Origin of the sequence: Pararhodobacter sp. CCB-MM2, assembly GCF_001691415.1 — a bacterium.
Classification (GTDB): Bacteria; Pseudomonadota; Alphaproteobacteria; order Rhodobacterales; family Rhodobacteraceae; genus Pararhodobacter.
Map to the genome: position 1 here is coordinate 11,773 of NZ_LRRR01000023.1, position 15,600 is coordinate 27,372.

Here is a 15,600-nt window from a genome sequence, read left to right on the forward strand (position 1 = left end):
CCCTGACTGTTTCGATGTTTCCGTTACACACCCCAATTGGGGCGCGATCTGGGCGCAGCCGGGGAATTGGCGGGGCGATTGTCGGGTATTCAGAAACGGTTAGCGGCTCATCAACCTGAATGTTTCGTTAATGGCCCGGCATTGTACACGTCACGTTAAGAATGCCGTGAGCGCGATCCAGAACGGTAGGGTCGCTACGCTGATCAATGTCGATTGAGCGACGACAGTTGCGGACAGCTTGCGATCCGCCCCGAAGGCTGCCGCAAGGATATGGCAGGCCGAGGCGGTGGGCAGCGCGGCGAACATCACGAGGATCTGCGTCAAGGCCGGTCCCGCGGCGAGCATCAGGCAGACGGTCAGGGTCACGGCGGGAAGAAGCACCAGCTTCACCCCCACCAGCACGCCGCTGAAGGCATCGAGCCGTGCCAGCGCCCGCCAGTCCATCGTCGCGCCCAGAGACAGCAGCGCCACCGGGATCGCGCCTTGCGACAGCAGGTGCAGGGGCGCCATCAACAGCGCCGGTGGCGTCCAGCCCGAGATGCCGACCAGCACCCCCGCGACCGAGGCCAGCAGGAAGGGGTTCAGCGCCACCTTGCGCAGCGTGGCTCCGAGGCCAAGGTTGCCGCCCCGCGACAGGGCCGAGACGGCGAAGATATTGGCCAGCGGCACCGCCATGCCCGCAACCACGGCCATCATCGCGGCATCCGCGAGGGGCAGGGTGGTCACGGCGACAAACCCCAGCGCGGTGTTGAAGCGCCACGCGGTCTGCCACGATCCGGCGAAGTCGAGGAAGCTCTCAGGTCCGAAACGCCGGGCGAGATAGCCGCCGGCCAGCCCCAGCGTCAGGATCGCCCAGACCCCCGGCGCGATCGCGGCGACGAGGCCCAGATCCATCGGTCGTCCGGCGGCGGCGGCGAACAGCAGGGCGGGGAACAGGATCTCGAAATTCAGCCGGTCGAGGCCGGTCCAGGCGTTCTCGGACAGCCGGTTGCGGACGAGGCCGCCCAGCCCCACCAGAAGGAAGCTGGGCAGAAGGCCCGCAAGCACGGCCGTGAGAATCATCGGAGCCCTTTCAGAGTTGTGCGGCCAGCCGCGCCCCCTGATCGATTGCGCGCTTGGCATCCAGCTCGGCGGCCAGATCGGCCCCGCCGATGACATGCACCTTTTTGCCCGCGGCCTCCAGCGCATCCGCCAGCGTCCGGTTCGATTCCTGCCCGGCACATAGCACGATGGTGTCGACCTCGAGCAATTGCGGGCCGTTCGCGGTGCCCAGCGTCACGCCCTCGGGCCCGATCGCGTCATAGGTGACGCCGCCCAGCATCTTCACGCCGCGCGCCTGCAGGCTGGCGCGGTGGATCCAACCGGTGGTCTTTCCCAGCCGTTTTCCGGGCTTCTCGGCCTTGCGCTGCAATAGCGTGACCGCGCGGGCGGGCGCGGGCGGCGCGGGTTCGACCAGACCGCCCGGCACGTCCGAGGGATCGCCAACGCCCCATTCCTTGCGCCATTCGGCGGGATCCAGCGTCGGCGAGACGCCTTCATGCGTGACGTACTCCGCCACGTCGAAGCCGATGCCTCCCGCACCGATCACTGCCACGCGCGCGCCCACCGGGGCCTTGCCGCGCAACACGTCGATATAGGAGAGCACATTCGCCCCGTCCTGCCCCGGAATGCCCGGATCGCGAGGGCTGACGCCGGTCGCGACGATCACCTCGTCAAAGCCCATCAGCGCCTCGGCGGTGGCTTCGGTCCCCAGCTTCAGCTCGACGTCCGAGGCCTTGAGCATGGTCTCGAACCAATGGACGAGGCCGTGGAACTCCTCCTTGCCGGGGATCACACGCGCCATGTTCAGCTGCCCGCCGATCACCTGGTCGCGCTCGAACAGCGTCACCTTGTGGCCGCGCTGATCCGCGACCAAGGCCGTCATCAGCCCCGCGGGGCCCGCGCCGATCACGGCGACGGTCTTGGCGGCCTCGGTGGGCGAGTAGTTCAGATCGGTCTCATGGCAGGCGCGCGGGTTGACCAGACAGGTCGAGATCTTGCCGCTGAAGGTATGATCGAGGCAGGCCTGATTGCAGCCGATACAGGGGGCGATGGTCTCGGCCTTCCCGGCGGCAGCCTTGTTGACGAACTCGGCATCGGCAAGGAAGGGGCGTGCCATCGACACCATGTCGGCGCAACCCTCGCGCAGGACGGCCTCGGCGGTGTCGGGGCTGTTGATCCGGTTCGAGGTGATGACCGGGATCGACACCTTGCCCATCAGCTTCTTCGTCACCCAAGCGAAGCCCGCGCGGGGAACCGAGGTGGCGATGGTCGGCACGCGCGCCTCATGCCAGCCGATGCCGGTGTTGAGGATCGTCGCGCCGGCCGCCTCGATGGCCTTGGCCAGCGTGACGATCTCGTCGAAGGACTGGCCGTTCGGCACCAAATCCAACAGCGAGATGCGGTAGATGATGATGAAATCCGGCCCGACGGCCTCGCGCACGCGGCGGACGACCTCGACGGGCAGGCGCATCCGGTTCTCATACGAGCCGCCCCAGCGGTCGGTGCGTTTGTTGACATGCAGGCAGAGGAATTGGTTGAGGAAATAGCCCTCGGAGCCCATCACCTCGACGCCGTCATAGCCGGCCTCGCGCGCCCGGACGGCGGCGGTGACGAAATCGGCGATCTGCTTTTCGATGCCCTCCTCGTCCAGCTCCTTAGGCGGGAAGGGGCTGATCGGCGACTTGATCGCCGAGGACGAGACGCAATCCGGCCCATAGGCATAGCGGCCGGCGTGCAGGATCTGCATGGCGATCTTGCCGCCCGCCTTGTGCACGGCGTCGGTCACCAGCTGGTGGTTGGCGATGTCCTGTGGGGTGTAGAGGCCCGCCGCCCCCGGAAACACGCCGCCTTCCGTGTTCGGGGCCATGCCGCCGGTGACGATCAGCGCGACGCCCCCCGCCGCGCGTTCGGCGTAATAGGTGGCGACGCGAGCCCAGTCGCCGCGCTCCTCCAGCCCCGAATGCATCGAGCCCATCAGGACGCGGTTCTTGAGCGTGGTGAAGCCCAGGTCCAGGGGGGCAAGCAGGGTCGGGTAGGGGCTGGACATCGGGTCTCCTCCGGTCTGGCGATGGCGCTCCACGGTAGCCGGGCGTGGGGGATTGTCATCCGAAACCTTGCGTCAGGTGGGCGGGACGGAAAGGGGGGCTGTCTGCCCCCCTCGCCCTGCGGGCTCACCCCCCGAGGATATTTTCGGAACGAAGATTTGTAAGTCGAGTCGCGTGGCTCAGACCGGGCGCCCGGCCCTCTCACCTTGTTGCAAATACTCAATGCGACGGGCGCAAACGGCGCATAACGGGCTCGTCGGCGCGCGCAATCACGGCCTCGAGGTCCTCTTCTGTCACGGCCATGTTGTGCGCGTTGGCATGGATGACCCGGCCCGGTCCGGTCACCACGGCGACATGGCCTGCCCAGAAGATCAGATCGCCCGCTTCTTCAGATCCCGGCACGACCTCGGCCCCGGCCATCAGGCTCTGGATGTCGCTGTCACCCGGACAGTCACGTCCGGTGGCGCGGAACACCGCCTGCACGAGGCCCGAACAATCGATCCCCTCACGCGAATTGCCGCCCCAAAGATAGGGCGTCCCGAGGAAGTCGCGCGCCACAGCGATGCCATCCGCCCGCCAGTCGCCGATCGTGCGCAGGTGCTTGGCGGGAATATAGCCGTGCGGCGTGACGGCGAAGCGCCCGGCCTCGTCCGTGACGGCCACGCGGGCGCCGAGGCTCAATGCCATGCGTTCGCGCTGTTTGATGTCGGCGGCGGGATAGACATGCGTTGCGGGGGCCGAGACCCAATGCGTCACCGCCGAATCCTCGCCCAGCGCGTCCTCGGCGATCCAGCCACAATAGCCCTCATCTCCGTCGAAGCCGAAGGCATAGCCGTCGCATTCGGTGATCACGCAGAACCGCGTGCCCAGCAGCATCTGACGATCCCGCGCGCCGGCGGGCGTGGCGCAGAGGTCGGTCAGCGGCACGGTCACACGTTGCCAGCGGCCGGGGACGAACAGCGCGCCGTCCAGCGCGCCGCGCAGGCTTTCATGCGCGACCCCTCCGGCGGCGCGCAGGTAGCGCCGGTCGGTCATGCCTTGCCCTCGATCTCTTCGCCCAGCACCTCGGGCAGCGCCCAGAGCACAGCACGGGCGCCTTGCCCGATCCCGCCTTTCGGCCGCGCCGGGGCGGCGGCGGGTTGCCAGCCGTAGATGTCGAAATGGGCGAAGCGTTGTGCGCCCTCGGCAAAGCGGCGCAGGAACAACGCGGCGGTGATCGAACCCGCCATCCCGCCCGAGGGCGCGTTGTCCAGATCCGCGATCCCCGGTTCGATCATCGCGTCGTAAGGGTCGTGGAAGGGCAGGCGCCAAAGCGGGTCGCGCTCATGTGCGGCGCCGTCGGAGAGGGCCAGTGCCAGATCCTCGTCGTCGGTGTAGAAGGGCGGCAGGTCAGGGCCCAGCGCCACCCGCGCCGCGCCGGTCAGCGTGGCCATGCAGATCAGCGCCTCGGGCTCTTCCTCGCAGGCCAGCGCCAGCGCATCGGCCAGCACCAGACGCCCCTCGGCATCGGTGTTGTTGATCTCGACCGTCTTGCCGTTGCGCGCGGTCAGCACGTCGCCCGGCCGCATCGCGCTGCCGGAGATCGAATTCTCCACCGCCGGGATCAGCACCCGCAACCGCACCTTCCAGCCCAGGGCCATGATCATCAGCGCCAACCCGGCCACGGTCGCCGCGCCGCCCATGTCCTTCTTCATCAGCCCCATCGAGGCGCCCGGTTTGATGTTCAGCCCGCCGGTATCGAAGCACACGCCCTTGCCGACCAGCGTCACGCGCGGCCCCTCCTGCCCCCAGCGCAGGTCCAGAAGGCGCGGCGTCCGGTCCGAGGCGCGGCCGACCGCGTGGATCAGCGGGAAATTCTCGTGCAGGAGGTCGTCGCCATAGGTGACCGAGACATCGGCGCCGAATTCTTCCCCCAGCGCAAGGATGGTCGATTCCAGCTCCTCAGGGCCCATCTGCGAGGCCGGGGTGTTGATCAGGTCGCGCGTCAGCCATTCGGCGCGGGCGAGGATCGCCAGCCGGCCTGCATCGATGCCCGCCGGGGCCTTCAGTGCGGGCTGCGGGATCTCCTCGGCCGGACGGTGGCGGAAACGGTCAAAACTGTAGCCGGCCAGCAGCCAGCCGAGAGCCTGTTCCGGCAGCGCCTCGGCGTCGAAGCCCGAGGCGAGGTGATAGGTGCCCTGCGGCAGCTTCGCGCGGGCGGTCCCAAGGGCCATGCGCGTGCGCCGGCGTGCTTTGGCGTTGCCCAAGCCGAACACCACCAGCGCAATGCCGCCGGCGGCGTCGGGCACACAGAGCGTCTCACCATTGCCGGCTTTGAAATCCACGGCGGCCAGCCAGGTCCGGACCCTTTCGGGCTGGGTATCCAGCCAGGCGGCCAGATCCTCGCTGGCGATGGCGTGCAGCGGGATCGAGGGGGTGTCGGCCGGGGCGAAGGTGGCGAGGCTGTGGCGCATCATTCGTCTCTCTGATCGTGGTCGTCCCACCCTACGCCGCAAGCGCGGCGGAAAGGAAGGGACATGCCACGGACAACGCGCGAGGCCGGAAAACGGCGCCGAATCAGAGGGCTGTTAACCCTTTCTTTACCAACCGTGGATAGTTTGTTTCCCAGATCGGCAAAATCGGCGGGGTTCTGAGGCCCGTGCCGTGAGCCGCTCGAGGGCCCAAACGTCACGGGCACCGGAACAGGGGCACCAGAAGGGGAGACCGCGCCAGAACGAGCAACGACGCCGCGCGCCGATGACGCACAACGCACCCCACTGCGCTCAACGCAGGCGGGTCAGCCGCAAGCCGGAAGGCTTACAGCGAGAGGCCGGGCATCTCCCAGACCATCGCCAACGAGCGATCACCGATCCGGACAAGACGTTCCCAGACCGCGCGGAACGCGACCATGTCCTGCCGACGCGCCGAGATCGCCATGTCGCGGGATACCCGCGCCAAGGAGGTCAGGCCGATTTCGGCACAGAGCCGCGAGACCTGCTGGGCCCGCGGTGGAATCTCGTCATAGGCCTCGTGTCGCACGAAGGCATCGACTTCGGCCAGGATGTCCGAAATCGTCTCGACGGTCTGCATGACGAAGCCTTCGGCCCCGCGGTCACCCAACCGTTTGAACAAGTCATCCAAGGTTGCGGCGTCAATAATGACGCGCTCACTCGGACGCATCTCGATGACAAACGTCACAATCGCACCCTTTCTGCCCCTAACGGCCTTCCCTTATTCACCCGAACCGAGGATCTTTTCTCGGTGCTAACAAAAGGTTGCTCCGGGTCTGGGAAGCTGCTCGATTTTCCTGCAAATTGAGCATAGCACTGGGATGGCCTGTGATTAAGGCAGAATTAAGGGGATGGACCGATGACGCACGCCCGCAAGTTGCCCGGATATCTGACGAACAGATTCCGCGGTTGGCGCGCCACGCAATATGCCGAAAACAAGAGCTGGTTCAGGCACTTAGCCCAAGAGGGCCAGCATCCGCGATCAATGCTCATTGCCTGCTGCGACTCACGCGTGCACGTCACGGCGATCTTCGGCGCCGATCAGGGCGAGTTCTTCATCCACCGCAACATCGCCAACCTCGTGCCGCCCTACACGCCGGACGGACAGCAGCACGGCACCTCGGCGGCGGTCGAATACGCGGTGACCGCGCTGAAGGTCGCGCATGTGATCGTGGTCGGCCATTCGAACTGCGGCGGCGTGCGCGGCTGCCATGACATGTGCGCCGGCAAGGCGCCGGAGCTGGCGCAATCCTCCAGCTTCGTCGGCACCTGGATGGAAATCCTGCGCCCGGGCTATGAGGCGACCGCTGAAATCGGCGATGCCGAGGCCCGGATCTCGGCGATGGAGAAACAGGCGGTACGCATCTCGCTGTCGAACCTGATGAGCTTCCCCTTCGTGAAGGAAGCCGTCGAGAACGAGACGCTGACCTTGCACGGCCTGTGGCACGACATCGGGGAAGGCGGGCTCGAGGCCTATGATCCCGAGACGGACAGCTTCCACTCCGTGCTGTGACAACCGGCCCGCTTGCGTGATTTGGGGACGGCGCGATAGGCTCGCGCCGTCTCTGTCATTCTGGCGGCCCCGATGCCCTATTCCGACCGGCTTGTCCCGGCGCTGATCCCCGTCCTGCGCGAGGGTTACACCGTCGATCACCTCAAACGCGACGCCGTGGCGGGCCTGACCGTCGCCATCGTCGCCGTGCCGCTGTCGATGGCCATTGCCATCGCTTCGGGCGGGACCCCGGCGATGGGGCTCTATACGGCGATTGTCGGCGGCTTCGTGATCTCGGCGCTGGGCGGCAGCCGCTATCAGATCGGCGGACCGGCGGGCGCCTTCATCGTGCTCGTCGCTGCCACAGTGGCGCAGCACGGGATCGGCGGCATGGTGATGACAACGCTGCTGGCCGGGTTGTTGATGGCCGCGCTGGGGCTGCTCAGGCTGGGCTCCTACATCCGCTTCATCCCCTATCCCGTCACCGTGGGCTTCACCGCCGGCATCGGTACGATCATCTTTGCCAGTCAGATCAAGGACCTGCTGGGCCTGACCCTGTCCGGCCCCGAGCCCGGCCCGATCCTGGAGAAACTGCCGGTGATCTGGCAGGCGCTGCCGACGGCGAACCCGGTGACCATCGCCTTGGCCGCCGTGACCATCGTGCTGATCGTCGGGCTCAAGCGCTTCGCCCCCCGGCTGCCGAACCTGCTGATCGCTGTCGCCGCGACGACGCTGGCGGTGGCGTTGCTGGGGCTGGACACGCCGACCATCGTCTCAACCTTCGGGCCCGTCCCCGCGATGTTGCCCGCGCCGGAATGGCCGCCCCTCTCGGCCGAGCTGGCGCTGGCGGTGCTGCCCAATGCCGTGGGCTTCGCGCTGCTGGGCTCCATCGAGGCGCTGCTGTCGGCGGTGGTCGCGGACGGGATGAGCGGGCGGCGGCATTCGTCCAACATGGAGCTGGTGGCGCAGGGCGTGGCCAATATCGCCTCGGGCCTGATGGGGGGCATGGTCGCGACCGGCACCATCGCCCGGACGGCGACCAATGTGCGGGCCAACGCCCATTCGCCGGTGGCGGGGATGCTGCATGCCCTGTTCGTTCTGGGCTTCATGCTGATCGCCGCGCCCTTGGTGGGCATGATCCCCTTGGCCGCGCTGGCAGGCGTGCTGGCAACCGTGGCGTGGAACATGATCGAGCGCCACGCCATCGTCACCCTGATCCGCAGCGCGCGGGGCGAGGCCGCCGTGATGGCCGTGACGCTGGGCCTGACCGTGTTCCGCGATCTGACCGAGGCCATCGTCGTCGGTTTCGCGCTGGGCTCGGTGCTGTTCATCCACCGCATGTCCCGCGCGGCTGGGGTGTCGCGCGATGGCGACGAGGCTGAGGCCGGTCCGGCCCGCGACGATGCCGTGCTGGTCTACCGCATCCGGGGGGCGTTCTTCTTCGGGGCCGCGGCCTCGGTCGGGGCGGTGCTGGAGAAGATCGGCGATCAGCACCGCGCGCTGGTCATCGACTTTTCCGAAGCCTCGATGGTGGATGCGACGGCGATCAACACTGTCGAGGGCCTGGTCGCCTCGGCCCGGAAGCGTGACGTTGTGGTGGTGCTGACCGGGGCCGACATGCCGTTGCGGATGCGCATGGCCGCCCATGGTCTGGCCGAGCCGCATATCCTGCTGGCCGCCGATGTGACGCAGGGCGTGGCGCGGGCACGGGCGGCGCTGGGGGCCGAGGCCCTGCCGACGGCGGCGCTTCTGGCCGCCCGTTGACCTGCGGGCGCCCGCATCCTATGCACCCCTGAACGGCCCAGACGCCGGCTAATTCCAGCCCGAGGACCTGCCATGCCCCATATCGTTCCTATCGGAGACATCCGCATCGGAGGGTCCAACCCCTTCGCGCTGATCGCCGGTCCCTGCCAGTTGGAGAGCCTCGACCATGCGCGGGCGATGTGCGCGGGCATTCTGGAGGCCTGCGAGCCCACGGGCACCAAGCTGATCTTCAAGGCCAGCTACGACAAGGCAAACCGCTCGTCGATTTCGACGGCGCGGGGGCTGGGGATGGAGAAGGGGCTCGAGATCCTCGCCGCGATCCGCGAGGAATTCGGCGTGCCGGTGCTGACCGATGTGCATGAGCCCTGGCATTGCGCCAAGGCCGCGCAGGCGGTCGACGTGCTGCAGATCCCGGCCTTCCTGTGCCGCCAGACCGACCTGCTGCTCGCCGCCGGTGAGACCGGCAAGGCGATCAACGTGAAGAAGGGCCAGTTCCTCGCGCCGTGGGACATGAAGAACGTGGCCGACAAGGTCGCTTCGACCGGCAACCAGAACATCATGCTCTGCGACCGGGGCACCTCGTTCGGCTACAACACGCTGGTCACCGATTTCCGCGGCCTGCCGGTGATGGCGGCGACCGGCTATCCGGTGGTGTTCGACGCGACCCATTCGGTGCAGCAGCCGGGCGGGCAGGGCGCGACCTCGGGTGGGCAGCGCGAATTCGTGCCGGTGCTGGCGCGCGCGGCCTGCGCTGTCGGCGTCTCGGCCCTGTTCATCGAGACGCATGAGGACCCGGACAACGCACCGTCCGATGGCCCGAACATGGTGCCGCTGCATCAGATGAAGGTGCTGCTCGGCCAGCTCTCGGCCTTCGATCGTCTGTCGAAGGAGAGCCTCGATGCGTGATGCCGTCATCGTCATCCCCGCCCGCTATGCCTCGACCCGCTATCCGGCCAAGCCCTTGGCGACGCTGAAAGGCGCCTCGGGCACCGAACGCACCCTGTTGGAACGCTCGGTCATGGCGGCCCGCGCCGCCGCCGTGTCCACCCGTGGCGTCACCGGCATCTTCGTCGCCACCGATGACGAGCGCATCGCCGACGAGGCTCGCCGCATCGACTGCGACGTGATCATGACCGCGCCCGAATGCGCCAACGGCACCGAGCGCGTGACGCAGGCGGTGGAACGCGCGGGCCTCGGCCAGCCGATCATCGTCAACCTTCAAGGCGACGCGCCACTGACCCCGCCGCATTTCGTCTCGGCCCTGATTGCCGCGATGCGCGAGGATGAGACGCGGCAGGTCGCGACCCCCGTGCTGCGTTGCGACCGCGAGGCGCTGGACAATTTCCTCAACGATCGCCGCAACGGCCGCGTCGGCGCCACCACAGTCGTGCGCGATCTGGTCGGCAATGCGATCTATTTCTCGAAGGAAGTGATCCCCTTCACCGGCTCCTTGAAGCCCGACGCGGAAATCCCGGTGTTCCACCATGTCGGCCTCTATGCTTATACGCCGGAGGCGCTGAAACTCTACGCAGGCCTCACCCCGGGCACGCTGGAGCAGCTCGAAGGGCTGGAACAGCTGCGCTTCCTCGAGCATGGGCACAAGATCGCCGCGGTCGAGGTCTCGGCCCCCGGCGCCGCCTTCTGGGAGCTGAACAATCCCTCGGACGTGCCGCTGATCGAAGGCTATCTGAAGCGGATGGGCATCGACTGACACCGTCTCTCCGGGGCACGCCTGCAGAGACGTTGTCTACCGGCGGGCGACCGCTCAAGCGCTCGGCACCCCCCTTGCTTGCTGCGATGCAGCAATGCTAACGTCATACCACTTTTGCTGGAAAGACGGCGATAGCGTACTCGTTTTCCGGGAGCAGGGCGAAATAAATGCTGAAACAAGCGGCAAATCGTGCAAAGCTGAGTCGCAGTTCTCGTGGCTCGCAGCGGTTTGCTGACACCGCCAAGGCCCAATCAAGTCATTCTGGTTCTTTTTTTGGTTTCCGCATGTTGTCGCGTCTTACGACCTTATCCAGGCCGGCCAAGCAACTGATCCTTCTGTCGCTGGATGTATTGCTCGTTCCCGTGTCGATGCTGGCCGCGATGGCCATTTCCATCGGGGCAATCCCGACGTCGGGCGAGGTCCGCGCCGAGGCGCCTGCGCTTGTGCTGATGTCGATCGCGGCTGTTTTCCTGTCCATCGGTCTGGGGCTGCCGCGGGTTCAGTTGAAATCCTACGAACTCTCGGCCCTCAGTCGATCCGCGGCATTGGGCGGCGTTCTGGCCGGGCTTCTGATCGTTCTGCGGCTTGTCCAAGTATCTGGGGTCGAGAATGGCACCCCCATCGTGCTGGCGCTGATCTATTCGGTGTTCAGCGGCGCGTCGCGGGTTGCCTTGCTGAAGATCCTGATGGCGATCTACCGCCATAACCAGCCGGAAACGCGCGTGATGATCTACGGCGCGGGCAAGACCGGCATCCAATTGGCCATGGCGCTGCGCACCTCAGACGAGGTGCGGCTGGTCGGTTTCGTCGACGACAACAGTGTTCTTCACGGCATGAGTGTTGCCGGGCAGACGGTGTATCCGGCCCAGCGGATCGAATCCCTGATCCATGCGCATGGGGTCGATCGGGTTCTGTTGGCCATGCCGTCCCTCAGCCAGCCGAGGCAGGCGCAGATTGCACGACGGATCGCCGGTCTGCATGTGGATGTGCAGGCTCTGCCCTCGTTCGCGCAGCTGATCGGCGAGGAGGAGATCGTCAACAAGCTGACGCCGGTCCTCCCGAATTCGGTTCTGGGACGAAAGCATCTGAAGGACGCTCTGGACGGTGGGTGTTCTGCTTACGAGGGCCGCGTGGTGATGATCACCGGCGCGGGCGGCTCCATCGGGTCCGAGATCTGCCGCCAGATCCTCGCGTGCAAACCGCGCAAGCTGGTCCTCTTCGAACTCACCGAATTTGCCCTGTTCAACATCGACCGCGAGCTGCGGGCCCTGGCCGAGGGCACAGACTGCGACATTGTGCCGATCCTCGGGTCGGTGACGGATCGCCGCGTGGTCGAGGCGACAATCGCGCGTCAGTCGGTTCAGGTCATCCTTCATGCGGCGGCCTACAAGCATGTGCCGATGGTCGAACAGAACCCGCTCGCCGGCATTGCCAACAACGTATTCGGCACGCAGGTCGTCGCTCAGGCTGCCAACGATGCAGGCCTTGAGCGTTTTGTGTTGGTGTCGACCGACAAGGCGGTGCGGCCGATCGGGGTGATGGGGGCAACCAAACGCATGGCCGAGCTGATCGTCGGCGATATGGCACGACGCTCTGCCGGGACGATCTTCACCATGGTTCGGTTCGGGAATGTCCTTGGCTCTTCGGGGTCGGTCGTGCCGATCTTCTACGAGCAGGTCAGCCGGGGCGGCCCGGTCACGGTGACGGACAAGGATGTCACCCGGTATTTCATGACCATTCAGGAGGCGTGCCGTCTGGTCTTGTGGTCCGGGACGTTGGCGCAGGGTGGCGAGATCTTCGTGCTCGACATGGGTGAGCCGGTGCGCATCGCCGATCTGGCGCGGCAAGTCATCGAAGCGGCCGGTTATTCGGTGCGTGACGGGGCCAACCCCGAAGGCGATATCGAGATCATCACCACGGGCCTTCGTGACGGCGAGAAGCTGCACGAAGAACTGACGGTCGCCCGCAAGCTTGAGCGCACGGCCCATCCGAAGCTGGGAAGTGCACGGGAGTCGATGCTCTCCGAATTCGAGATCACCCGCGCCCTTCATGCGCTTCAGACCGCCCTTGAGGCCGATGATGCAAACACCGCGGTGGACGAAATGATGCGCTGGCTGCGTCGGGATCTTGAGAACCAGACCTTGCCGGCGAATGGCGACATGGGTGGGCCGCCGAAGAAAGCCGAGCGCACCTCCGCCAACCTCCGCGACACGGACTGACGCGCGTTCGCCTTGGTATTTGCGGGGGACCGTGGCCCGCGTGGCGCGAGCCACCCTTCCTGCTAAAGAATGTTCCTGGGGTCGATACCCCGCCATCACATGATCTCGATATAGTCAGGCAACGACTCCAGATCGTCATAGCCATTCAGGGTCACGACATTGCCGCCCACATCGGTGAAGTCGAGAACGACATTCCCATGCCCGTCGACGGAGCCGAACCGTTCCACGACCTCTTCTGCCGTAAGATCGCCCAGCGAGAACCAGATCCAGTCGTCCAGCTTGATCAGATCGCCTTCGTTCGGATTGAAGTCCATGACCCGCCCGGTATCGTGATCGCGGAAGAACTCGAAGACATCGGCCCCCGCGCCACCCCAGAAACGATCGTCGCCAGAGCCCCCGCGTAGCGTATCATTGCCCGGCCCTCCGCTCAGGACATCGTTGCCGCTGCCGCCGGAGAGCCAGTCATCCCCCCAGCCGCCATGAAGCGTGTCGTTGCCTTCATCGCCCCAGACGGCATCGTTGCCGCTGCCGCCGTCCAACTCGTCGTCGCCGATGCGTCCGAACAGCCGATCGTTGCCCTCGCCGCCATCGACACTGTCATCGCCATCCCCCCCGTCCAGCGTGTCGGCCCCATTGCCGCCCAGCAGGGTGTCGTCGCCGCCATCCCCCTGCAGATTGTCGTTGCCGTCCCCGCCATCGATGACGTCGTCGCCCGACCGACCGCGCATCACGTCGCTTCCGGCATCGCCGCGCATCGTGTCGTGGCCACCGCCGCCATCCAGCGTGTCCGCGCCGTCGCCGCCTTCCAGAAGATCCTGTCCCGACCCACCGAGGATCCGGTCACTGTCGGAACCACCCCGGGCGGTGTCATTCCCGCCGCCGCCTTTGATGACATTGCGCCCTTCAGAATCGATCAGCAGATCGTCGCCCCCTCCGCCGAGGAGCTTGTCATTGCCGGTCCCGCCGTGGATCGTGTCCTGCCCGGCGCCGCCCTTGAGCTTGTCGTTGCCGGATCCCCCTTCGATGGAATCCCTGCCGCTGCCGCCGATGACCCGGTCAGCCCCGTCGCCGCCGATCAGCGTGTTGTCCCCGCTTGCGGACCGCAGGACATCGTTACCGCCCCCACCGACGAGCAGATCGTCGCCTCGGCCGCCATCGAGCGTATCGCGACCGTTCCCGCCGTCCAGCGTATCGTCGCGCGCCGTTCCGCCGAGGTCATCGTTGTTGCGGCTTCCGACGCGCCAGACGCCGGGATTGTCCGATTCCTCGCCTTCCGGAGGGAGATAGGGAAAATGATCGGCCCAGTCGAAGCCATCCGGGAACAGGTCGCGGATCTGCAACGGTTGCCCCAAGGCGGACGAGATCACCACCACATGTCCGCGGTATTCGATCACCGCCCCGGAGGATGTGCTGGTCACCGTCAGCTGCGACGGGTCCCGCAGCATCGGCAGGTCGCTCAGATCCAGCCGATCCTCGCCCGGCCGGAAGTCCTGGATCGCCGTTGCCCCACTGCCTTCGCGGATGACGAAAGTGTCGGCCCCGGCCCCGCCGATCATCTCGGTACCGGTTCCGTCCGACACGAGGATGTCGTCGCCATTGCCGCCGATCAGCGTGTCATTCGCGCCGGAGGCCATCAGGATATCCGCCCGATTGGTCCCCGAGAGCTCCTCGCGGCCGCCTTGCCCCTCGATCACCCGGCCCAGATCCGAAAGGTCCAGCGTGAAGGTGGTGATGCCGCCCTCTCGCTGCGAGCCGACGAAGACATAGAGTGTGTCGCCGGACACCGCGATCTCCAGCGACGAGACCGAATGCATCGACGTGTTGTCGGCGTCCGCCAGCGTCTGCAGTTCCAGAAGGGTGCCATCCGGCAGCATGGTGAACAGGGTGATGCCGTTGTCCGCGCCGCCGGCGACGATGAAGACGCGGCCATCGACTTCGGTGACGGCGAGGGCTTGCACCCCCTCGAACCGGGTCGCGCCCGTGTCGACGACGTGATCCGTCGGAACCAGATCGCCGCCCGCCGTCAGTTGCATCACCGATATCGACGAGGTATTGGCCGAGGCCAGCAGCACGAAGGTCTGGCCGCCCAGCGTCACGACCTCCATCGCGGTCGGCGCGTCGATGCCGAGGCCTTGCTCTGCCCCCATTTCCGACACCTCGACCAAGCGGCCGGCGCGGGCATCGAACCGGAATGCGGTCACGCTGTTCCCCACGGCATCCGCGACCAGCACGAATTCCTGACTGCCGACCGTGGCGCCGGCAACAGACACGACATGGGTGCTGTCAAACCCGCCGGGGAAGCAGCCGCCGGTTTGATCGGACAGCTCCATCAGGGCTGCCAGATAGGCGACGCTGCCCCCTTCGATCGCGGTATCCAAAGCGCCCCAGCCCGTCGTGCCCTGCTGGCCCAATCCACCGTTGCCGGTGATGTTATAGCCGATCAAGCCGCTGCCGCGGCTGCCGACCATCAAAACGGGACCATTCGGCGTGTCGACGAGGACAAGATTGTCATCAACACTGCCGGTGATGTTGTCGGGAAAGATGACGCGACTGTGGAGAGTGACCTGCCCGTCAGCGCCGATCACATACTCGGCGACGCCGCCGTTGCGACCGGTGGACGCGTAGAGATGAACCACCCCGTCCACCACCGCCACCTCGAAATCCGTAATGCCGGAATCGAGCAGCGAGACGCCTGTCTGCACTATGCCGTCAAGCCGAAGCTCCATGGCCAAACCCCTACTAACACACTAACAAACACTCTGACCGGAAACGACGGCAGCGCTTTGAGCGGGATTGTGGCGAAACAGTGGTCTTCATGTTGCATTTGACCTGTTCCTTT

11 protein-coding genes are annotated in these 15,600 nt (G+C 66.3%); 5 read left to right on the forward strand and 6 right to left on the reverse strand.

Translation table 11 applies throughout. The features are described 5' to 3' along the window. Window positions 1–150: 150 nt before the first annotated feature. The 5 genes from BCY78_RS17955 to BCY78_RS17975 form a co-directional block, all read right to left on the reverse strand. Entirely contained in the window at window positions 151–1,062 is a 912-nt protein-coding gene (locus BCY78_RS17955; RefSeq protein ID WP_068304640.1) for an AEC family transporter, read from the reverse strand. A gap of 10 nt (window positions 1,063–1,072) precedes the next feature. Continuing rightward, window positions 1,073–3,088: an NADPH-dependent 2,4-dienoyl-CoA reductase gene (locus BCY78_RS17960; protein WP_068304642.1), complete on the reverse strand. Its 2,016-nt coding sequence runs from the start codon at window positions 3,086–3,088 to the stop codon at window positions 1,073–1,075. Between the two features lie 217 nt (window positions 3,089–3,305). After that, on the reverse strand, window positions 3,306–4,121 hold the full coding sequence (locus BCY78_RS17965) for an NlpC/P60 family protein (RefSeq protein ID WP_068304644.1): 816 nt from the start codon (window positions 4,119–4,121) through the stop codon (window positions 3,306–3,308). After that, window positions 4,118–5,542, reverse strand: a complete 1,425-nt coding sequence (locus tag BCY78_RS17970; RefSeq protein WP_233499435.1) for a M17 family metallopeptidase — start codon at window positions 5,540–5,542, stop codon at window positions 4,118–4,120. Before BCY78_RS17970 ends, BCY78_RS17965 begins: the two co-directional genes overlap by 4 nt. Before the next feature lie 340 nt (window positions 5,543–5,882). After that, window positions 5,883–6,206, reverse strand: a complete 324-nt coding sequence (locus tag BCY78_RS17975) for a hypothetical protein (protein WP_139103213.1) — start codon at window positions 6,204–6,206, stop codon at window positions 5,883–5,885. Window positions 6,207–6,434: 228 nt separating this feature from the next. Between BCY78_RS17975 and BCY78_RS17980 the strand changes: the two genes are divergently transcribed. The 5 genes from BCY78_RS17980 (at window position 6,435) to BCY78_RS18000 (ending at window position 12,761) form a co-directional block, all read left to right on the forward strand. Then, window positions 6,435–7,088: a carbonic anhydrase gene (locus BCY78_RS17980; protein WP_068304647.1), complete on the forward strand. Its 654-nt coding sequence runs from the start codon at window positions 6,435–6,437 to the stop codon at window positions 7,086–7,088. A gap of 72 nt (window positions 7,089–7,160) precedes the next feature. Next, the gene (locus BCY78_RS17985; protein WP_068304649.1) at window positions 7,161–8,831 is read left to right on the forward strand and encodes a SulP family inorganic anion transporter; all 1,671 of its coding nucleotides are present in this window, start codon (window positions 7,161–7,163) and stop codon (window positions 8,829–8,831) included. Window positions 8,832–8,903: 72 nt separating this feature from the next. Next, complete coding sequence (kdsA, locus tag BCY78_RS17990; RefSeq protein WP_068304651.1) at window positions 8,904–9,737, forward strand: 3-deoxy-8-phosphooctulonate synthase; 834 nt, start codon at window positions 8,904–8,906, stop codon at window positions 9,735–9,737. Continuing rightward, window positions 9,730–10,542 carry a 3-deoxy-manno-octulosonate cytidylyltransferase gene (locus tag BCY78_RS17995; RefSeq protein WP_068304653.1) on the forward strand — a complete coding sequence of 271 codons (813 nt, stop codon included), beginning with the start codon at window positions 9,730–9,732 and terminating at the stop codon, window positions 10,540–10,542. The genes kdsA and BCY78_RS17995 overlap by 8 nt, the downstream gene beginning before the upstream one ends. Before the next feature lie 284 nt (window positions 10,543–10,826). After that, window positions 10,827–12,761, forward strand: coding sequence for a nucleoside-diphosphate sugar epimerase/dehydratase (locus BCY78_RS18000; protein WP_083195132.1), 1,935 nt, complete (start codon window positions 10,827–10,829; stop codon window positions 12,759–12,761). 95 nt (window positions 12,762–12,856) lie between these two features. Here BCY78_RS18000 and BCY78_RS18005 read toward each other — a convergent pair whose 3' ends face one another. Further along, on the reverse strand, window positions 12,857–15,487 hold the full coding sequence (locus BCY78_RS18005) for a calcium-binding protein (RefSeq protein ID WP_068304656.1): 2,631 nt from the start codon (window positions 15,485–15,487) through the stop codon (window positions 12,857–12,859). Between the last annotated feature and the right edge of the window lie 113 nt (window positions 15,488–15,600).